The following is a 22,271-nucleotide window of genomic DNA, read 5'->3' as shown; positions in this document are numbered from 1 at the left end:
ATCGGTTTTCGGGGTACTGTCTGCAGGCTTCGGTGGATCGAACCCGTCGACTTTTACGTTCGAGATATTACCAGTAGATGTATCGGATATTTCAGAGTGGCTTCTATTGAGATTTCCACCCCCCTTCAACGGGTAGAGGTTTCCATCCGCATCTACGACATTCTTGTCGTGATAGTTTATCGATTGATAATTTCCGTCGCCCTTGCAATAGTAGGGCTGCATAGTGCCATCGTCGTTTTCGAGATAGTAATACCCCTGCTTCTCCGGCGTACTGCCGACACCATTGGCAAGGACCCACCCTTTATCCTTGGTGTACTGGTAGAAAGAGCCGCTCATTTCACCTCCCCGCCCCGCGGACTAGTATCGGACAAACGCCCCGAATCGACTGACGGAACCGCAGGCACCCGCTCGGAAGCGAAAGGCGAACGGTCGGCCGCAACCGTGACGTGAGTCCCGGCCGCGCCCCGAACCTGGGACCGCTCGGGCACCGTCACCGCCGCCGGAGCATTCGCGAACGCCGGATGTCGGACAACCTGCTCGTATGCGTAGACCGCGTCTCGCAACTGTTGCACGCTCGGTTTGCCGTCGAGCAGCAGCAGCAGCTCGGTGCAGCGGCGCTGGAACACGAGGGCGCGCAAGGCATCCGCGCCGACCTCGACGCGCAGATCACCGAGACCGATGCGGGCGGCATCGATGCGGCGTGCCGATATGCTGTCCGCAAGCCGATCGTCGGCGGCGCGCAGTTCGTGCCACCACTGCCGCGGGATCTCCTGCCCGGCTTGCAGATTCGCCAAGATCCGGTCCCGCAACTGCGCCACTTCGACTGCCTCCGCCGGGGCAGACCCCGTGCGGGCGAGACGCAAGTGCGCGTCAGCTGCCAGTTCCAGACAGCGGTCCGACCGTTGCGTATCGGGAACAGTGGCGACATGTTCCATCGCTTCGATAGATCCGGTCAGCCCGAGTCGGTCGGCAGTATCGAAGCTGGGCACCCGCAGGTCGACGTCATAGACGGGCTCTACCAGCCCCTCGGTGGCCACGTTGTCGAGCTGAGCGCGCAGTCCGGGATCGATCGGACCGGACGCAACCAGCGCAGTGAGCGCGACACCGGCCTTCGGCCCCCACACCCGACCGAACTCCACCAACACCCGGGCCGGATCGGCGATCCCTTCCCAGGCTGCGGACGCGCCACCGAGCATCTGATCCCAGAGCCACGGGGTGGACACCGCAGGCGGCAAGAATATGCCCGCCGGCAGCCACCCGCGGCCCTCATTGGTGGTGATGAACAGGCCTGCGCCGGATGGGCCGCGCAATGCGGCCACCGCCCACGCCACACCGGCCACCTCCGCGTCCACCGAGCCCAACACGGAAGCCAACAGAGTTCGGGCGACCAGCAGATCGTCGATTACCGGTTCGCCGACCACATGAGCGGGGTCGGCGGCGCGTTTCTGGGGCGCAACCCGCGCAGCGGGCGGGGGCATTACCGCGCCGGATCGTGGTCCTGCGCCACCAGCGGCGGACGAAGTCGGCGTCGAATGCCCACCACTCGGTCCGGACGGCCCACCACCCGGACCAGCTGGTCCACCCGCATGGCTGGACGGCCCACCGCCCGGACCAGCCGGCCCGCCGCCGGGGCCAGCCGGCCCGCCACCTGGTGGCGCCACCGCTGCTCTGGTTGAAATCGGAGCCGAACCAGGTGGGATGGCAGCGGCTGGCGGCGCAGCGAAGGGCGGTGCAGTGGCTGGCCCCGATACCGGCGGAACTGGGACACCGGGCCCGGGCAGGCCGGAGGGACCGGTTGTCGGACCGCCGGGATATGTCCGGTTCTCTCCCGAATGGCCGCTCGGGCCAGGCGGAGGGGAACTCGGGCCCTGCGGCGGTACGACGTGACCGGGCGGAGCTACGACCGGGCCCGGCACCGGGGACGGCCCGTCGTCGCTTCCCGGGTTCCCTCCCGCCTGGCGAACCTGCCGACCGCCATTGGCGTCGCTACGCTCCATCGCGTCGGCGGCCGCACGCAAGTCTTGTGCGGCTCGGTGGTGTTTGTCGGCCATCGCGTTGCCTGCGCGTTCGCGGGCCTCGTAATACCGCTCCATCGCGTTGTGCACCTGCGCAGCGATCGGGCCGTTGCTGGAGCCGAACTTCTTCAGCCAGTCCGTCGGCTGTCGCGCCCAATGCCGCGCTCGCTTCTCGGCCTCGTCTTGGCCAGCGGCCAGACTGCGGAGCACGTCGGGATCCAAATCGGTAAGGTCCGACATCAGTCAGACCGCCCTTCCCGGTGAGGCCAGATCTTCATCCCGCCCCTTTACGCCTGGTCCGTCACATCGGGACGATCGACGGGGCGAGCCGAGGACGGCGGGGCTACCGCACCCGTGGGCGGGCCAACGATCACACCCGGGGCCGTGACACCGGGTGCCGAGACCTGTCCGGTAGCTGGCCGAGCGACAACCTCGTCCACCGACGTAGACACGGCCGCTGGAACCTCGACGAATCGTGGATGCTTCACGATCTGCTCATGCGCGTAGACCGCGTCGCGCAACTCCTGGCGAGTGGTTTCCTCGGCCAACAGCAGGACCAGCTCGTTGCAGCGCCGTTCGAATACCAACGCGCGCAATCCGCCGTCCGCGTCGTCGACTCGCAGATCCCCTGGCTCGACCCGACCGACATCGACGCGGCGCGGCATGATCGAGGCCGCGATCAGATCGTCGGCGTCGCGCAGTTCATCCCACCAGGACCTCGGAATGTCGCGTCCGGACTGGATCGCCGCCAGAATGCGCTCCCGCACCCCGCGTGCGCCCGCGCCGTCCGCCGGGAGGTCACGGATCCGGCTCACCTTGGCGTGCGCATCCGCCGCCAATTCGATGCAGCGTGCACGAAGAGCCGAATCCGGTACGGCCGCAATCTGTTCCAATGCCTCGGGGGAACCGGCGAGCCCGAGCCGGTCGGCGGTGTCGGGGGTGGGCACCCGCAGATCGACGTCGTAGGACGGTCCAACCATGCCCTCCATCGAGACATCGCTGAACCGCGCCCGCAGACCGGAATCGATCGGCCCGGACGACACCACCGCCGAGAGCGAGGCTCCGGCCTTCGCGCCCCACGCCAATCCGAATTCCACCAGGACGCGCGCCGGGTCGGATACGCCCTCCCATGGCGACGCTGCATCCGTGGACCCCGCACCGAGCATTTCGTCCCACAGCCATGGCGTGGACACCTCGCGCGGTAGATAGATCCCTGCGGGGAACCACCCACGGCCCTCGTTGGAGGTGATGAATACCCCCGCGCCACCCGGACCGCGCATCACCGCCACGGCCCAGTGCAGCCCGAGGACCGACGAGTCCACCGCCGCGAGCACCGCGCCGAGCAGGGTGCGCGCGACCACTAGGTCGTTGTTGACGGCATCGCCGACCACGTACGCCGGTTCGGCCTCCTTGTCCTTATTGGCGGCAACGGCCGATGCGAACGGCGTCGACATGGGCACGGGCGGCAGATCGCCCGCCGCGCTCACGCCCGACCCCGACGTTCGATCGTCGGGACCGGGGCCGGATGGGCCGCCGCCCGGTCCCGCCGATACCGACGTTGGGGTGATCGTCGGCCCGGAAGGGCCACCACCTGGGCCGCCACCGGGACCGCCACCTGGGCCACCACCGGGACCGCCACCTGGGCCACCGGGCGCAACGGTACCCGCCGTCGGCGTCGACCCACCCGTCGCGTCGGGCCCCGCGCCGTTTGTCGACGGAGCAGTGACAGGTCCGACACCGACCGGCGAGTTGTTCGAATCAGGCGTGGAGCCGACCGGCTGGTTTCCTACCGGCGCGTTATCGGACGGGCTGGCATTGACCGGCGCGCGCCCGTTCGGCGATGTGCCGTTGGGCGACGACGGCGAGGTCTGCGGCTGGCCGTGCCCACCGGAATCATCCATGATGCGGCGGATACCCGACGCGCCGTCCAGGTCGGATTGTTCGAATTCCCGGGCGGCCTTACGCAAATCTTCCGCGGTCTTCTTGTGCTCGTCCGCCAGCGCGCTACCGGCGCGATATCGCGCGTCGTAGTAGCCGCCCAGGGCTTTGTACACCGGGTAGGCGATCGCGCCGTAGGTGTCGGTGAACTGGTTCAACCACCCGTCGGGTTTCTGGGCCCATGCGAGTGTGTCTTCCGCGACCCGATCGTGCTGGTTCGCCAAGTCATACAACACCAGAGGGTCGATTTCCATGCTGCCGTCCGGCATATGCAATCAGATCCTTTCCCGCCACCCGACGCCCACCATTGTCGATCCTTCCCACCGCTGGGGATGCGAAGACCGCCCGCGCGCTGGGAAGACTCGACAATGGATCGCTGAGTGGATTCGGATATCCCGCGCGAAGCAGGTGGATCGGGCGCGGTCGGGCTGAGCACGGCAAGGAGATCGACGCGGTCGAATCGCAATGGGGGCCGAACTCGATGCGATGCAAGCTTCCTCGTCACAGCTCGATGTGGTTGCCGCCGAAGTTGCCCGGATTGTCGCCGACCTGAAGACCGATCTCCCCCGCGTGAAGGCGAGTTCGTCCGATACCGCCACACCGGGAAGCACCACTGCGGCCCCAGCGAGTACTGCCGCCGCAGCTGGCGCACGGGCAAATCCGGTGTCCGCCAGACAGCCCGGGTCAGCCGCACGCACCGCGGGTGCCATTGCGGGCACACCCCGGTCCGGAAATCCGGCAGTCACTCCGTGGTCGAAGTCCCCGGCCGCGTCGTCCCCGACAACTTCCCGCCGAATGGCGCACCACCGCAGGTTTCCTCACCGCGCCCCGGTGGCCGCCCAGGTACCGACAAGGGCGCGGCGGATACGGACAAGCAGCAGCGCGCAGTACCGCAGCGCCCGATGCCACAGCAGGCCGAGACCGATACCGATGCAATGCGGATCGCCCGTGAGATGGCCGCCGCCCTCGACGCCATGCTCGGCTGATATCCCTCGACTGCACGGGATCGAGATCACCGAGCTCGCCGGTGGCCCATCAAACCGGGCCCGCGAAGGCCCTGCATCGGCTGCTGGTGAAGGCATCCACCTTCGACGAGTAATGAAAGGGAGGTTACGAGAAGACCGATGAGATATGACAGCATCATGACCTTGCCCCAGCCGGCCGGGATATCACTGGATGAATCAGATCGAGAGACCTACCCCAGGCGGGTGGCAAGGAGTTACGAAAAATCCTCTACCGAAGGAGGAAACATCAACGCGGATCTCGCAGCGTGTTGAATATTGATACTCAACACTCATTTCGAGTTTGCTGAGCCGAAAGAGCATGACACCACAAACTCATATGCGCTGATGCCTCGAATTTACGATTCAAGCATGACATATGCCGCCGCCCAGTACTGCGACGGCACTCAGATGGTGGACGCGGTGAGCAGGTTTGCAGCGTCTGCCCGCGGTTCCGGGTCACATTCGGGCCGAGCGAAGTCGCTTGTCACCCCCGCAGCGGGCGTGGACGAGTCATCACACCGACGCCATCGTCACCGGTGGGGACACATTGATCGGCGGGCTTCCTATGGCCGACTACGGTCCACGCCAGAACACGCGAATTAGGAGTGACGGCGTGCAGGTGCTTTTGTCGGCGAGCGGGACGCGCGGCGATATCGAGCCGGCCTTGGGGTTCGCGCTGCGGCTGCGGGAGTTCGGAGCCCAGGTGCGGGTGTGCGCGCCACCGAACTTCGAGCGGCGCTTCACCGAGCTGGGCGTGCCGCTGGTGCCGTTGGGGCCGCCGATACCAGGTTCGGATGGCGCAAAAGCCTCGATGGCGGACCTGCTGGACTACGCAGACCAGTGGCCCACAGTTCAGTTCGACACGATCCCCACAGCAGCCGCAGGATGCGATGCGATAGTCGCTACCGGCATTACGGAGATCGCCGCCCGGTCGGCCGCTGAGAAGCTGGGAATCCACTATCAATACGCGAGCTACCAGCCGACCAGCCTGCCCTCGCCGCATCATCCGCCGATGCCGCGGATGCCAGGCGAGCGACCCGCGCCGGAGGCGATCGGCAACCAACTGCAGTGGGAGATCGACGCCCAGGGTTGGAACGCGGAGTACGGTGCGGCGCTGGATACCCGCCGGGCGGCGCTCGGGCTGCCATCGGTGGGCAATGTGCGTGACCATGTCATCACCGACCGCCCGTGGTTGGCAGCGGATCCGGTTCTGGGGCCATGGCCGGAATCACCAAGTCTGGACGTGGTACAGACCGGTGCCTGGATCGTGCCGGACGAACGCCCCCTCCCCGCCGAGTTGGAGGCGTTCTTGGACGCGGGTACACCTCCGGTGTATATCGGCTTCGGCAGCATGCCGGTGCACAACGGCATCGCCAGGGTCGCGATCGAAGCAATCCGCGCGCACAACCGCCGCGCGCTCCTCTTTCGGGGCTGGGCCGAGTTGGCGGTGATCGACGACCTCTCCGACTGCATGGCCATTGGCGAAGTCAACCATCAGGCGCTGTTCCCCCGGGTCGCTGCCGTCATCCACCACGGCGGTGCGGGTACGACAACGACCGCGGCCCGGGCCGGCGTGCCTCAAGTGGTGGTACCCCAGATGATGGACCAGCCGTACTGGGCGCGCCGAGTGGCCGGTCTCGGCATCGGCACGGCGTGTGCGGGCGCTGTTCCCGACCCAGCGTCATTGTCCGCGGCTCTCGACATGGCATTGACCTCCACCACCCGAGCGCGTGCGAGCGTAGTAGCCGGCATGATCCGCGCCGACGGGGCAACGGCGGCAGCGAAGTTGCTGATCGACGCGATCAGATAGGGAAGCTGCGATCCTTTCCCGCCACCCGACGCCCGCCACTGTTGATCCTTCCCACCACTGGGGACCGTCCGCGCGCTGGGAAGAATCGACAATGGACAGCTGAATGGATTCGGATATCCCGCGCGCGAAGCGGATCAGCACGAGCACAGCTAGGAGAGATCGAGATGGCCGAATCGCTGTGGGCCGATCTCGACGCCATGCGCTCCTCCGCGGCACAGCTCGATGGGGTCGCCGACGAGGTCGCGCGGATGGTGGCCGACCTGAAGGCCGATCTCGCGCATGAAGGCGAGTTCTGGGGCGACGATGATCCCGGAAAGATGATCGCCGAGTCATATGTGCCTGGCGCCGACAAGGCCATGGAAGGTATGCAGAACCTGGTCCAGGCGGTGCGGTCGATACAGAGCCAACTCGCTTCCGCGGCGGAAACTTTCAGTCAGCAGGACCTCGGCGGCGCGCAGCACATCAACAAGACGGACCCGACCGCTGCCACAACAGATGCCGACGGCACGGGTGGATATCGGAGTCCGACCTCGTCACCCATTACCACACCCACCGGTCAGTCCGCACCACAGAGCTCCACACCCGGACCGAATGTCAACCCGACCACCACCGATCGTCCGGAGACCAACGACTCGGCGGCGCAGAACAATGCCGGACAGTCTCCATCGGTGCAGTCACCATCGGCACAGTCGGCGGACCCGCAGTCGAATGCACCGGCCGGTAACAATGGACGCGACCAAGACGGGAACGGTGGCGCCGATAACTCTCAGGCACCCACCGACGATTCCAATTCCGCCGATACCGCCCCACCCGGAAGCACCGCCGCTGCCCCACCGAGTACTGCCGCCGCGAATCCCACCGCTGGTGCGGGGGCGAGTCCGGGGTCTGCCAAGCCGTCCGGGTCGGCCGCACGCACCACGGGGTCCACTGCGGGTACACCCTGGTCCGGAAATTCGGCAGGCAGTCCGTGGTCGAAGTCCCCGGCCGCGTCGTCTCCGACCAGTTCCCCGTCCAGTGGCGCGCCACCGCGGGTTTCCCCGCCGCGCCCAGGTGGTCGCCCGGGTGCCGACAAGGGCGCGGAAAAGGGTAAGAAGAAGGAGAAGCGCGCCGTGCCGCAGCGCGCAGTGCCGCAACGGGCCGAGACCGATACCGAGGCCATGCGGATAGCCCGTGAGATGGCTGCCCGGCACAACCTCGAGATTCGCGGTTTCGAGTCGGCGGGAATTCACGCGGACACGGTCCGCGAGATGGCGGCCGCTCTCGATGCCATGCTCGGCCGGTACACCCTCCCGCTGTACGGGATCGAGATCGCCGAACTGGCCGGTGCCCCGTCACGTGTCGAGAACCGGAACACGGAAGCGGAGTCCGATGATCCGGCACCGTGGATCGTGCTGGATCGAGCCGCAGCCGCGAATCCGCGCCTGCTGGCCGGGTCGACCGTTACGGTGCCGCACTCGACGCGCCCCACCCGACCGGAACGCCCGATGTACACGACGATCCTGCGCGCGCTCGGCGCTTCGCTGGACCTCGCCGGTGGATTCCGGGCGCGCGCCGAAGCGCAGCGCACGTTGATCATGGAGTATCTGCGGGTGCACGGCGCCAAGGGCGACACACTCGCGCGCGTGGTCAGCGGCTACAAGCGGTGGCGTAGCGCATTCAGCGACACCTGTTTCCGCAACGGTGTGTTCGTGCCCGCCGCGGCCCTCGCCGAGGCCTTCGCCGCCGTCGAGTTGGACGGCGACGCGGCCAGCGGGCCCGCGAAGGCCCTGCACCGACTGCTGGTGATGGTGGCGAAGGCCTCCATCTTCGACGAGTGATGAACGGAGATCGGAATGGATCGTTGGCAGCGGGAAGGTCTGCGGTCGGCCAACAGCGGATTGCGTAACCAGATCGAACACCTCCTCGACGCCTACGAGCAGCAGCAGCCCCGGCTGACCGAGATGTTCCGGCAACTGGAAGCCGTTCGTGTACAAGCGAACTCGCCGGATCAGTCGGTGGAGGTGGTCGTCGATGCCAGCGGCGTACTCACCGATCTGACGCTGACCGCCGCCGCATTGCGCAAGGCTCCCGATCAGCTCGCCCGCACCATTCTCGACGCGGTCCAGGAGGCAGTTCGCCATGCCCATGAACAGCACACAGCATTGACCACTCCGATCGGTACCGAACTCGACGATGTGCCGGACCTCTCCGATATCCTGCCGGAGGCGCCGAATCTGCGCGAGGTGCGCGCCTTCTTCCGTGGCGAGGAGAAGCGAGCCGAGTGAGCACAGCGCTTCAGGACGCCAGCCAGTCCTCGATCTCGTCCAGGCTTGCGGCCGAGTAGATGAGTTCGTCGTCTTCGGCGTCCAGGAGTTCCCAAACATACGGCGATACGACGCCGCGGACGAGGCGGTAGCCCGCTCGGGTCGCTCGCACGGTGAGACGGTTGAGCCGTTCCGGCAGCGGATAGGAGTTCGCCGGATTTGGATTCCGGTCGCTCATGAGACGCGCCACCCCGCGGGAACATCGTTGTGCCGGAATCAATTCCGTCCAGTACTCGTGCCGGACCGCATCCCACAGCCGGGACAGTTTCGGGAACCGCTCACGCATCTGGGCCAGGTCGGGGCAGCGGGCCGGATGAAACGATGCCAGCGTCTCGGCGGCAACCACGTTGCGTACCAGCATCATTCGAATGCGGTGACGGTCGATCCGCCACACCGCCAGCCAGCCGTCCACCTCGGTGCGATGCTCGCCCATTCCGGTCACCGTCGCCGTTATCCGGCGGCCGTGACGCGCCCGGACGCCGGAGCCGCCAGCTCGGCGAGCCTGTCCAAAACCTCCTGCAATGTCCGCAGCGGTGGACCGTCGGCCACCGAAGGTGCGACAGTTTCGAGCGGCGGATATGCGATCCCCCGCGCGGCCGCTCGCTCGCGTGGGCTCATCGATTGCGGCACAAGGCAACCCGCGCTTACCAGCGTGTAGAACGCCGCCGACTTCCACACGCATTGCCCCGACCGGCACGCCCGGTGAACCCGCATCTGTTCGTGGGCAAGTCGCACATCGCCGCGCTCGCACACCCTGGGCGGGGTGACGATCACGGCCTCGCCATGTGCTGTTCTCGCGTCGGCCGATGCCGGTTGCCCGACGCATGCAACGTGGGTATCCGGCTGCGATACTTGCGTTTTGGTCATCGTTGGAGGCCCCGATCGATGTCGTGATGGTCTGGGCGGCGGCCGGGCCGGCCGCCGGAAGGCTTTGCGCTACACCGGTTCATCAGGTGTTATCAACCGCCGGACACAGCACACCACGGGCGATACGATGCGAGGAACCAATCTGGGACTCCCAAGGAATTCATCCCAAACCTGCACGACAGGTCCCAGTTCCGGTGCTAGTCCGTGCCGCATTCAGATGCTCTATCGTCCCAGATTTGTAGAGGGTGTGATGGCTTTGACCAGTGAAGATGGCTCCTCGACCCTGCCGAGGCGGCAGCTCGGGCGCGCCTTGCGCGAAATGCGCGAAGGGCAGGGACTTCGCCTCGACCAAGCGGCGGTGCTGGCCGAGCTCAGCAAGAGCGGGCTACACCGCATCGAGAACGCTCAGGTGGTGAAGGTCAAGATCCGCGAGATACGGGCGCTGTGTGAGGTGTACGGCGTGACGACCGGGGATACAAGCCAGATGCTCAAGCTCGCCGAGAAGGCGCAGGTCAAGAGCTGGCATACGGCATTCAGCGGGCTCTTCAGCGATGACACCTTCGCGATGTACCTCGGACTCGAAGCCTCAGCACACCAACTTATTTCGTATAACGAGATCGTCCCCGGACTGTTGCAGACGGAGGATTATGCACGCGCGGTGATCAGCTCGTACTACCGCGATAGCACCGCCGAAGATCTCGACAGACGAGTCGAACTGCGGCTCAAGCGACAGGCAATCGTCGCACGGAAGTCCAGCCCGGTGGCACTGGAAGTGTTGCTGCACGAATCAGCTTTACATCGTGTCATCGGTGGCAAGCGAATTATGGCGGCCCAGCTGCGGCATGTGGCCGAGATGAGCAAATTGCCGAACATCTCGGTACGGATACACCCCTTCGCCAGCGGATGCGCCTGGGGTCTGGTGCACGGCCCGTTCGTCATCCTCGACTTCGGTACCGACGCCAAAGGTCAGCCGGTTGAGCCCCCTCTCGTCTACTTCGAAGGGAATGGGAAGCCCGACCTGTACATGGAAAAGGCCGAAGATGTACAGCGCTACCATGACATTGCTTCAGCTCTGCGGAGTACTGCTCTGGACGAGACACAATCGCGAGACCTGCTCAGGCGGGCAGCAAGGAGTTACACAGCATGAACACTGACCTGTCGGAGCTGAACTGGTTCAAGAGCAGCCACAGCTCCGGCGCAACCGAGTGCGTGGAGGTAGCTTGGCTCGGAGGAGGCGGGATAGGCGTTCGCGACTCGAAAAACCCCACCGGCCCGGCACTGATCTTCACCCCAGGCGCATGGGACGCCTTCACGGCAGGCATCCAACACGGCGAATTCAACCGCCCGCAGCCGTAACCGCGCAGCACCACTGGAAGCCGTTCACGTACAAGCAAACTCACCAGAACAGTCGGTGGAGGTCATCGTCGATGCCAGCGGGGTCACCGATCCGACGCTGACCGCCGCCGCTACGCAAGTCTCCAGACCAACTCGCCCACACCGTCGTCGACGCCGTCGAGGATGCGATCCGCCATATGCGCAGGCCTACGCCGCCCGCGCCATTCCCTTGGGTGCCGCACTGCTGTTCAGCCTGACCAACCGCCGCAAGCGGGCGCTGCTACCGCTGCTGGCCATGTCCGGCGTGGTACAGCTCGGTGACGTCGCGATCGGTGCCATCCACGGAATTCCGGGCATGATGCCCGTGAACAGTACGCAGCGCTGATCACTCCCGTCTGCATCGAACCGGATCACGCCGCAGGCCCTCGGCTGCGCGAGGTCCGCGCCTCCTTCCTGGCGGGAAGAACGCGGCGGTGTGAATGTGCGGGCACGCGGCCGGAGGGGTTGGCGTCCGACGCGGTATTCCCACTGAAGAGAATTCGCTGAGACGTAGGCCAAAATCAACCACGTTGGATCGGGTGCTGCTGGAGAGGGCGGAAGTCTGCTGGCCGGGCGAGGTGTGGCGGGGTAGATGACTCTGACATTGCCCTCATATTTGCCTGCGCCGGTGATCGACTGTGTTGCGGGGCATTTCCCGCGTGGTGATGAAACCGCGACGCGTCGTGCCGCTGACTATTGGTCGGACAAGGCCGAGCAGTGCCGTGGTTACGCCGAGCATCATCACGCTCTGGCGGCGCGCACGGAGAACGACCTTCGGGGCGAGACCGGGACCGCGATCGCACGCAATCATCGCGACCTCGCCGAGAAGTTCGACGCGCAAGCCGATTTCATGGACACCCTCGTCAAAGAACTGTACGAGGCCGCCAACACCATCGAAGAGCAGAAGTGGACCGTCATCGGTTTCGCGCTGCTGCTGGCCTGGCAGATGGCGCGGGCCGCGCTGATGTTCTCTCCCGTCGGCGGCGCGTTCGAGGCCTATATCGACCGGCTCGAAACCGAAACCAAATGCCAGATCGCTACCCGCAGACTCCTGATCTTCCTGGCCGGGCAGTCCTCGAAATACGCGACCCAACGCGGGGCGATCGTGCTGGCGGGCAAAGCGATGTTCTGGGGAGCACTGCAGGTCGGCGGCATCAACGTCGCCGTGCAGGCGGGTCAGGTCATGGCGGGCGACCGCGAACACATCGACTGGAAATCCGCCCGCAACGCCGCCGCCGCCGGCGGTGTCGGCGGCGCCGCCGGCGCTCTGGCGGGCAAGTGGATCGGCGAACGCTGGATCGTCCCCCGCACCGCCGCACGCGCCGAACAAGCCACCGGCGCCCAACGCCTCGCCTACCAGCTCGTCGGCACCAGCCTCGTCGGCGCTACCGGCGGCCTGGCCGGCGGCATCCTCGGCGCCCTCACCTCGATCCTGGTCTCCGGCCAACAATTCACCACCAAAGCCATCACCGAAGGCCTGCTGCCCGCTGTCACCGGCGGCTTCCTCGGCGCCGCCGCCCACGGCGCCGCCGAAATCCGCAACAGCACACCAACATCCGCATCCGAGCCCCCGGTCACCGCGCCTGCCGAACCCGCCACCGCTGCGCCCGCCGAACCCACCCCCCGCACCCAAACCCGGGCTCTGGCCAACGCGCTCACCGACCACGGCGTGCTCAACCCGACCGACCCGGCCGGACTCAACCAGCAAATCTCCCAGATCCTCGCCCGGCTGCGCCAGCCGGCGGCCGAACCGAACCAGCTGCCGGCGCCGGCACCGTTCCTGCGCGAGGACTACCACGCCGGCGGTATCTGGAAACCCAAGAGTCCGGACGCTGTGCCTGCCGAGGGCGTGAACACCGCAACTGCCGACCAAATCCAACACCCCACCGGCGCACGGCTGCCGACGAATGTCGCGGCACCGATCCAGGCGGTGTACCCGGCCAGCAGCGGCGGTGGGTCACCGGTGAGCTCCGCAGCCCCCCAGGCGGTGGCACCTGCGGCCGATGGCCCCACGGCCGACGGATCGACGCACCAACGCGCCGAGGGTGACGCGGGCAACGCGCGCCCACACCCCGATGGTCCGGCACCGGAGGCCCAGCGGCCGACCCCGCATCCGGTCGACAGCGAGCCTGCGCGCCCACATACCAACGAGCCAACGCGACCGGTTCGGGATTCCGGTCCCACACCCGAACAATCCCGTCCCCGGGTCCCACAGCCCGCCACCACAGACAACGGCCACGGCTCGGTACCGGCCCCTGGCCACGTCGGTGCGAGCAGCGAGGGGGCGCAAGCGTCCTCGGTGGCGCCGTTGGCCGATGCCGGTGCCGCCCCACAGGTCGAGACCCCGGCTCCGCGTGCCACCGCCGAGCAGGCCGCAGCTGATCCGCAGCCGCATCCGGCCGATAGCGAAGCCACAGCGCGCCCCCACTCCGACGAACCAACAGCACAACCAGACGCCCAGCAGCAAGGTTCCGCTTCCGACGATGCCGGCGCCTCCGGCGCAGAACACTCGGCCGACACCGAGAACGGTGGACCGCAGGCACGTCCCACCGACACCGAGGCGGACGGCGACGCGCGGCCGCATCCCGCCGACACCGATACCGGCGATGGCGCGCGGCCGCATCCCGCTGACGCTGGTGCGGACGGTGGCGTGCGGGCGCATCCCTCGGATGCGGACCCGAATGGTGAACTGCCGCAACCGGTGCCGGCGGCTTCGGGCGCGACACCCAACGGCCCAGCGCGGGCCGGCGCCGCCCAGCCCCCACTCGCCGATGGCCGTGCGGCCGGTACCCGTGCGGATACTCCGGCTGGGTCACCGCAGCGTGGTCAGGATCGTCGCGGCGGCGCGGCGGCGGACACTCCGCGACAGGTCAGGCGCCGCATGGTGGTGACCGCCCAAGCCGACACCAAACCCCCGGAACTCGAGGTCACGCCGGCCAACGCATCCGAGACCACCCCCGTCCTCGTGAGCGTCGCGGCTCCCGTCGAGGCGGGTGTGGTGGTGGACCGCCCCGCCGATCCGGCATCGAGCACACCCGGGTCCCCCGACCAGCCGCACCCCTTCGATTCCCACACCACACCAGCAGCCGACCCGACCAACCTCACAACAACCTCCGATGCACCTGGTGGCGGCGAAGGTTCGGCACGCGGCAAGAACGCCTCGGCCGACGGAAACGGAACCGACACAACCGAAACCACCCCGGAACACACCGGAGCCCCTGAGCCGCAACCCGATCAGCAGACCATCGACGCGCCCGCATCGAAACAACCATCAGCAGCACCGGATACCGCCGAAGACCACGCGCCAGCTACCGCGCGGCATCCCGCCGACAGCGATCCGGCGGGCGGCCACGCCGACGAACCGACAGCCCAACCGTCGACGCAGCACGGCCCCACGTCGGATGACGCCTCCGCATCCGGCCGCCCGCACCCCGCCGACGCCGAAGCGACCGACGGTCCTCGCCCGCACCCGACCGAGGAAGCCACAACACAACCCGCCCCGGAAAACACACCCGCCAAGACAACCGACGAGGTGCGACAGCCCACCGACAACGATCCAGCCAACGCGGGCAGCCACACCGACGAACCAACAGCCCAACCATCGACACAACACGACCCCACGCCGGATGACGCTCCGGCCTCCGGTCAACCGCACGCCGAAGCGACCGACGGCCCTCGCCCGCACCCCGCCGAGGAAGCCACAACACAACGCGCCCCGGAAAACACCCCCGCCAAGACAACCGACGAGGTGCGACAGCCGACCGACAACGATCCGGCCAACGCGGGCGACCACACCGACGAACCAACAGCCCAAGCGACGGCTCAGCACGGTCCCGCGCCGGACAGCGCCCCCGCATCCGGCCGACCGCACCCAGCCGAAGAAGCCACAACACACCCCGCCAACGAACCCAAGGCACACCCCGACTCCGCCGACCCCCCGGAAGGTGCCAGCGCAGCCAAGTCAAGCAAAACCGTCGATGAGCCAGGCGAGCCGGATGCCGTCGACGGCGCTAGTGAACCCAACGCTGTCAAGGGCGCTACACCCGACGACGACGCGGCCGCACAAGAGCCGCGAAGCGCCGATGTGGCGGCGAAGTCCGGTGATGAACAGGCATCCACCGGCAACGAGGAACCCGGTGCCACCGGGCGCGGCGCCGCTGAACGCGAAGCCGAGGCGCAACAGCGGATTGCGCAGGAGCGGCAGCGGCACGAGGCGTTGCGGGAGGATCAGCAGCGGCGGGTGGATGCGGCGGCCGAGCGGGAACGCGCGGCGCGTGAAGTGTTGCGGGAGAAGGAGAACAAGGCGCGCGCGGCGGCCGCGCACGAACGCGCCACCCGCCGGGGCATCGCTGACAAGCTGGGTGAGCTGCTCACGGGGAGCAGTCCCGCCGACCGGGTGGCCATCGAGGCCGAGCGCGCGGCCCACGCCCAGGCCGAGGTGGCGCGTGCGGAGCTGGCCGAGGCGCGCGCCGCCCACGACGCCGCGGTCGCCGAGCACGAGGCGGTATCGGCCGCGGTAGCCCGCGAGTTGGCGATATCGGAATTGCGAGTCGAGCTGGCGGAGTTGCCGCGCGCCGATCCGCAGACCAAACAAGATCTCACCGAGGCGCAGGGCGAGCAGTACACCGCGACGGCGAAGAAGGCGCTGAAGGTGTACCGGGCCCGACAGGAGGAGCTGGCCGGTGAGTCGTGGGAGCAGCGCCGACAGGTGATGGAAAGCGGCGATGAGGTGGAGTCGCTGCTGCGCTGCTTCGACGCTATGCGTGAGGGCACGGGTAAGACACCGCGATGGAATCAGATCAAATCGTTCCTGGTCGGGGAACGCGGGTTCATGCGGCAGATGGGCACGGGGCAGGGCAAGTCTCTGGTCGGCGCGTTGGATGGGCTGTGGCAGCTCTCACGAGGAGAACCGGTGCAACTCGCCGACGGGCGGTCGGTGCGGGTTCATCATGTGATCACCACGACCGAGGTACTGGCCAACGAAGGCGTTCGGGAGTTCGGGCCGATGCTGCGCAGTCTCGGTTACGAGGTGTCGCGCTGGGATACCCACAATCCACCGGCGGATCCGCAACAGTCGACCCTGTATTACCTGACCTATGACGAGCGGGCGACCGCGGAGTTGTTCGGGCGGCCGCCGGCCGGGGATTCCGCCACGATCGACGAGGCCGACGCGGTGCTGGTCCATGAGGAGACGGTGCACTACCTCTCCGAGGGACAGCGTGCGCCCGCCACGGACACCGAGGCAGCTGGGGTGTATCGGGTCCGGGATTTCCTGCGGGGTGTGCTGGCGGATCGGGAGTTGACCTCAGCGGATCTGCGTGCCCGGCCGCAGGAGAGCCTGGCTAAGGCGAGCCGGTTGTGGGAGCAGCGGACCGGGCGCGCGTTCACCACCGAGGAAACCGAGATGGCCCGCGCTTTCCTCGACGTCAAAGCGGGCCGGTTGAAACTGAATCGGGACTTCCAGAAATTCGACGGCAAGATCCAAATCCTCGACGCGAACGGTAAACCCCGCAGCGACCCGAAGGTCGGCACCGACAGTCGCTGGTTCGGGGGACGCCACAAAATGGTGGAAGCGATGTTCGATGTCCCGGTGTATTCCGACGGGTCGGGATCGAAACAGGTCACCGTGGAGACCGTGCTCGGCGGATACAAGCGGTTGAACCTGATGTCGGGGACGCTGGAGCGCACCGCCACCGAGATCAAGGACAACTTCCCGGTCCAGGGCGGTCTGGCGAAGATCGAGAACTTCGGAAAATCGAACCTGGTAGCTGAGGAGGATCGGATCTTCCTCACCGGACCGGAGATGTTCAAAGACGCGGTCGAACGGGTCCGTGAACTGCAGGACGAGGGCAGACCCGTCCTGGTCATCGCTGCCAACGACGTGGCCTGGAAATTCTCGCTGATGCTGAACAAGAACGGTATCGAGCACACCGGCATCACCGGCAAATGGTTCGCCGAGCATCGCGACAACAACGCGGCCGAAGAACACCTCACCGGGGTCATGGCCACCGCCGGCAAACAGCACACCGCCGACGAACCAGGCACGGCGGCAAAACACGACACCACACGCGGCCAGGCCAGCGACGCAGGCGGCGAACGCAAGAAGGGCAACGTGACCGTCGGCACACCCGGGATGCTCGGCCGTGGTTTCGACGCCGTCGTCGACGACAACGTCAACCAGTTGGGCGGGCTCCACGCTCACATGCTCGGCCGCTCGGACAACCCCGACACCAACGACCAATGCGCCGCACGCGCCGGCCGCAACGGCCGTCACGGCAGCCACGGAACCAGCGACACAGTCAACGGCAGCCTCTACAGCCAGACACAAAGTCCGCGGGCCAAGGTGGCGGTCATGCACTTCCGGAACGCCGCAGCCGAACACGCCCAAGCTGTCAAAGAACATGTCGAAGCGACCCGCGAAGCCAACACACCCAACCCCACCCAAACGGCCAACCCCGACAGCGCCGCCCCGGCCGCGGCAAAAGCGAAACCCGACGCCACAGCCGCCGACGTCACCACAGCCGAACAGAAACTCACCACCGCCGAGGAGAAACTCACCGCGGCCGAGAAGAAACTCACCGCGGCCGAACAAAAACTCCGTGACCTGACCCCCGCACTAGAGAATGAGGCCGCCGAACGCGCCCGCCTCGAACGCGCGATCAGGCGCGCCAACCAAGCCCACACCCCAACCACCACTGGTGCCCACCTCCCCAACGCACCACCAACACCCCACACCACCCCGACACCACAGCCGGCGAATCAGCCGCCCATCAACCAGGTGCTGCCAACTTCATCCGATCACCTCCTCAGCCCTGCCACCCCTGGGCAACAAGACATGCTTGCCGACAAGATCGGCAAATCCGGCCGGGAGATGGTCGACGACCCCGCCACGGTTCTGCGGCAAGCACAAGACGGCCATCCGAGCGCGACACAGGAATTACAACAACGCTTCGGGGACGCAACCCTCGAGTACGTGCTCACCATGCTGGGCTGGGACCCCGCACACGGCACAGCACCCGAGCCCGTGCAACAGCTTGCCCACGCGATCAACACGGCCGGATACCACACCGCCCAACTCAACCGATGGCAGATCCCCGCCGGCCAGCAACCCGGCGAGTACCTGGCCGCACAGCTGCAAAACGTGTTGCTGGACGGCCTCGGTCGTGCGGCGGACACCGAAGTCGAACACTTCACCAACGCACTCGGAGCACTGCGCGGCGGTCACGACCTCAGCCCTGTGCAACTCGCCGCGATAAACGGTGTGACCAAGGCGGTGCGAGCACAGGCCCAGACTGTGGTGGTCGGCGCACCCGACACCGCTGCGCAAGCGGTGACCGCACAGCATCAGGGCGGTGACACGGCCCCCCTGCACCAGCCGACCGAGGAACCGCTCACGGGCGACCCGCAATCGACGCCGCCCATCTCCGCCGTGGCGGCAAGCGATGAGACATCGCCCGAACCCGGCCCGACGCCTGCGGATTCGAGCGGGGCACCGGACGCGCCACCACCCGCCACACCGGCCACCGCAGAACCACAGGCAGCCGCTCTGTTCAAGCAACGACTTGTGGCCGCGTACACGAAACTGGAAGGTGTAACGGCATCCGACCCGGTCGCCGTGGCCATGGCCAACACGCCGGTCACCGCTTTTCTGCGTCATTTCAGCACGCTGTGGCCGGCTCAGCAGGCGGCACTTTCCCTTCGGTTCCAGCACGAACGGTCGGACGGCCAGGCAGCAACGGCCATGAACCGAAGCGTGACCAGGCCCCGGCCCCTCCGTGCCGCCGCGGTACGGACCATCACCGCAGGCGCCTTGCGCTACCTGGCCAGATCCGTTGCCGCGGAACAGGGCGTGCCCGGAATTGGCCCGGATCTGACCGGTGACGAGGTCGCTGTTCTGCACGGGACAGCTCAGGGCCTGCTGCCGTTCGAGATCGCGGCGCACGACCCGCGCGGTTGGTCACGGCGGAAAGCGGTCACGGCCAAAACCCGTGCCGCACATAAACTCGGCGCTGCCAACGGGCCCGCAGCGGTGGCCTTGGCGGTCCGGCGAGGCGACCTCGATATCACCGACTTCCCGGTGGCCGAACAGCACGGAGCCGTCGCATTGACCGGCACCGAGGTCGAGATTCTGACGTTGGTCGCGAAAGGTTTTGCGGACGAGGCCATCTCGGATGTCCTGCCGCTGACGGAGTCGCAGGTGAAGCTATCCCTCGACGTGCTCGGCACTCGATTCGGGATCGACGACCGCGCCGGCATGGTCGCCGTCGCGCTCCGTGAGGGCCTGCTCGACCTCGACGGTCCGACGTGGACGAACTCGGCCGAGGTACGCACCGACGAGCCCACCCTCTCCCGACGGGAGCGTGAGGTGCTGGCGCTGGTCGCCTCGGGGCAGACGGTCGCCGGGATCGCGGCGCTGCTGGGCCTGGCCGATAACACCGTCAAGACCTATATCGGACGGATCCGCCGCAAGCTCGACGTTTCGGCACAGGATGATCCGGTCGCGGCGGCATTCGACCGAGGCATCGAGTTGCCCGGCGTCTCACGTGAAAATTATTCGGGCACCACGAATATCGGCGGGACCGTCACAGCCGTCCATCCAGGCGGTCGTCCGAGTTCACCATTGCCGAGCACGGTACCCAATCGGGCCCTCATCGCGGAGTTGCGCAAGCGATACGGTCACGACACTCTCCGGCAGACGCTGGCCGCACTCGGGTGGGATCCCGACGACAATGCGCCCGGTTCCGATAACAGCCTCACGCAATTGGACGCCGCTGACCGCATCTTCCTCGACTCCGCAGTCGCAGCGATGCGCAGCCGCCAAGATCTGACCGGGGAACAATTCGACGCGATCACCCGTATCGCCCAGCAACTAGCCGATCGACCGCACAGAAGTAATGCCGGACTAACCGACACCGAGCTCGCGGTCCTCGCTGAATTCACCGCAGGCAAGACTCCCGCCGAAATAGCGAGCGACACCGGCCGACGCTACCGCGATGTGCAGAAGGATGCCAAGAATATCCGCGCGAAGCTCGGCGCCACCGATATCACCCATGCCGTGCAGCTGGGGGTGCGGCTGGGCATTTCCAGCCTGAGCGATATCTCGGAGCCGGAACACCTGGCACCGCGACCGCTGACTCCCCGCGAGGCCGAGATACTCGGAATGATCTTCGCGGACAAGACAACGGTCGCGATCGCACAACAGACCGGACTGGCCAGAGATGTCGTGCAGACAACGATCAATCGCATGCTCCGGAAGTTCGGCGTCGGGACCCGCGTCGAAGCGGTAGTTCATGCATTGCGCCTCGGCTATATCGACCTGGACAATATCCCAGGACCAGCAATATCCCCACACAGGCAGCTGTCCGGTTCGGAACTCGAAATTGTCCGATTAGCGGCCGCGGGACAGACAAACGAGCAGATAGGAAATTCCGGCCACCTCGGACTGTCACCTGACTCGGTCGGGCAGATACTCCCGCAAATCTTCGAAATGCTCGGCGTTCGCACCCGGTCCGGTGCCGTCGTGCAGGCACTGCGCCTCGGATATCTCGACCTGGCCGACATTCCGACGCCTGCGGCGATGGCGTCGGGCATCGCCGCCGGCGATGCGAACGCGGCTGCGCACTCCGTCACACCCCTTCCCGCTCGACCGGCGTCAGATGACAGCCCCCAGCAGCAGGCTGCGTCCCGATCCGGAACCGCTGATGCGCCGCCACCAGCCGTGGTCGTGGACTCCGATGCCACCGCCGCCCGGCAGATCAAACAGGCTATCGCGGCTGAGCTGCTGAAGACTTATGGGATCGAGGTGCTCGGGCTCGATAAATCGACGATTTCCATCGAAACGGCGCTTTCGATCCGAAATGCGATTGTGGATGAGTTCGCCGAGGATCCGGCTCTGCTGATCGACGCGATTGTCATCGCCCCGATGGCCCGCGGCACACATGCGTCCACCGGTACCGTGCTCGATGGTCTAGACCATATCGTCTTTCTGAACGAGATATATTTCGGCAACGTCGATTTCTTCCGAGAAGGTTACGATGCGGGCGTCCGGAATGGCTGGTTGACGGCGCCGACAGGCGATCCGGTTTATGACTGCCTTAGACATGAACTTTTTCACCTTCGGGATCCCAGCGCACGGCGAGCCTTCAACCGCTACAACAGGCGGGAAAGCTGGACCGCCAAGCACAGAGTCGGCCGTTATTCATTGGAGTCGAAGGCTTTCGGTTTTCTGTACGCACATTTCGATGGACTGAAGAAAGCGCGTGCACTCCCCCCGGAGGAGCGCTTCGATGACTGGCTCGACCAACTCGATGGTTACAGCCGACACTTCAAGACAGTGTTATCGGAAGACTATTTCTATGCAGCCTACAACGCGTGGCTGAAGCAATTCAACGATAGGGAAGCAGAATTCGACGAATGGCTGGAGCGATTCGACGTCCCGAGGATCGACGGCAAAGTCCAGGCCGAAGCAGTGTTCGAGGCGTGGCATAACCAGCTCGACGAGGACACCTGGCAGCGCATACTGTCGGGTGCAGAATATGAAGAATCGCGTAAAACCGGAGACGAGCCACTCCTTGGTGATCGTGCGGTTTTCAACCCCACAGAGGCCTTGGCCGAAGCCAACAATGCCTTCGGGAAAAGTGCACCTAAAGATTTCACCCATCCGGCCTACGCGCTACAGGCTTTGCTCAGGGGCGTCCCGGTCGCGCAGGTGTGGCGGGACGCGGAGAAGCGGAATGCGCTGGCTGCCCAACGCGCGAGCGACCGCGGTCCGGTGCCCGCGCCCGCCGGCTTCCAGCCGAGTATCAAACCGAGTGGACGGATGGTCGCGCTGGCAACAGCATGGCGTCAACTGAGCGCCGACGACCAGGCAGCCGAGAGTCGCCGCCAACCCCACATGACGCATACCGATCGAACTGGTTGGCAATACGAAGCCCTCGATGAACTGGCGCGTCTGGTGGAT

At 66.3% G+C, this 22,271-nt stretch carries 12 protein-coding genes; 8 read left to right on the top strand and 4 right to left on the bottom strand.

The window, feature by feature from the left end:
- The 3 genes from ON44_RS50865 to ON44_RS53585 form a co-directional block, all read right to left on the bottom strand.
- Positions 1-336, bottom strand: a 336-nt coding sequence (locus ON44_RS50865; protein WP_157187468.1) for a hypothetical protein, incomplete at its 3' end; no start/stop codon positions are given.
- On the bottom strand, positions 333-2,255 hold the full coding sequence (locus tag ON44_RS54480; RefSeq protein WP_083898350.1) for a type VII secretion target: 1,923 nt from the start codon (positions 2,253-2,255) through the stop codon (positions 333-335). The genes ON44_RS54480 and ON44_RS50865, both read right to left, overlap by 4 nt.
- Before the next feature lie 47 nt (positions 2,256-2,302).
- Positions 2,303-4,222, bottom strand: coding sequence for a type VII secretion target (locus ON44_RS53585; protein ID WP_051182809.1), 1,920 nt, complete (start codon positions 4,220-4,222; stop codon positions 2,303-2,305).
- A gap of 480 nt (positions 4,223-4,702) precedes the next feature.
- Here ON44_RS53585 and ON44_RS36020 point away from each other — a divergent pair, with 480 nt between their 5' ends.
- From ON44_RS36020 to ON44_RS47320, 4 genes are all read left to right on the top strand, one after another.
- Positions 4,703-4,939, top strand: a complete 237-nt coding sequence (locus ON44_RS36020; RefSeq protein ID WP_040698917.1) for a hypothetical protein — start codon at positions 4,703-4,705, stop codon at positions 4,937-4,939.
- A gap of 631 nt (positions 4,940-5,570) precedes the next feature.
- Positions 5,571-6,767: a glycosyltransferase gene (locus ON44_RS36015; protein ID WP_040698921.1), complete on the top strand. Its 1,197-nt coding sequence runs from the start codon at positions 5,571-5,573 to the stop codon at positions 6,765-6,767.
- Positions 6,768-6,931: 164 nt separating this feature from the next.
- Entirely contained in the window at positions 6,932-8,584 is a 1,653-nt protein-coding gene (locus ON44_RS36010; protein WP_040698916.1) for a hypothetical protein, read from the top strand.
- A 15-nt stretch (positions 8,585-8,599) separates the two neighbouring features.
- Entirely contained in the window at positions 8,600-9,031 is a 432-nt protein-coding gene (locus tag ON44_RS47320) for a YbaB/EbfC family nucleoid-associated protein (RefSeq protein WP_051182808.1), read from the top strand.
- Positions 9,032-9,041: 10 nt separating this feature from the next.
- Here ON44_RS47320 and ON44_RS36000 read toward each other — a convergent pair whose 3' ends face one another.
- Complete coding sequence (locus ON44_RS36000; protein ID WP_040698915.1) at positions 9,042-9,503, bottom strand: hypothetical protein; 462 nt, start codon at positions 9,501-9,503, stop codon at positions 9,042-9,044.
- Between the two features lie 690 nt (positions 9,504-10,193).
- Here ON44_RS36000 and ON44_RS35990 point away from each other — a divergent pair.
- The 4 genes from ON44_RS35990 to ON44_RS35980 all read left to right on the top strand — a co-directional run.
- On the top strand, positions 10,194-11,084 hold the full coding sequence (locus ON44_RS35990; RefSeq protein WP_157187467.1) for a helix-turn-helix domain-containing protein: 891 nt from the start codon (positions 10,194-10,196) through the stop codon (positions 11,082-11,084).
- A complete protein-coding gene (locus ON44_RS48955; protein WP_083898348.1) occupies positions 11,081-11,293 on the top strand; it encodes a DUF397 domain-containing protein in 213 nt (70 codons plus the stop codon). The genes ON44_RS35990 and ON44_RS48955 overlap by 4 nt, the downstream gene beginning before the upstream one ends.
- 55 nt (positions 11,294-11,348) lie before the next feature.
- Positions 11,349-11,657 (top strand): hypothetical protein, encoded by a 309-nt coding sequence (locus tag ON44_RS35985; protein ID WP_040698909.1) that lies wholly within the window; start codon positions 11,349-11,351, stop codon positions 11,655-11,657.
- Positions 11,658-11,903: 246 nt separating this feature from the next.
- A partial coding sequence (locus tag ON44_RS35980) for a LuxR C-terminal-related transcriptional regulator (RefSeq protein WP_157187466.1) occupies positions 11,904-22,271 on the top strand: 10,368 nt, incomplete at its 3' end.

This window comes from Nocardia vinacea NBRC 16497 (assembly GCF_000308835.1).
GTDB lineage: Bacteria > Actinomycetota > Actinomycetes > Mycobacteriales > Mycobacteriaceae > Nocardia > Nocardia vinacea.
This window is presented reverse-complemented; position numbering and strand designations above follow the sequence as displayed.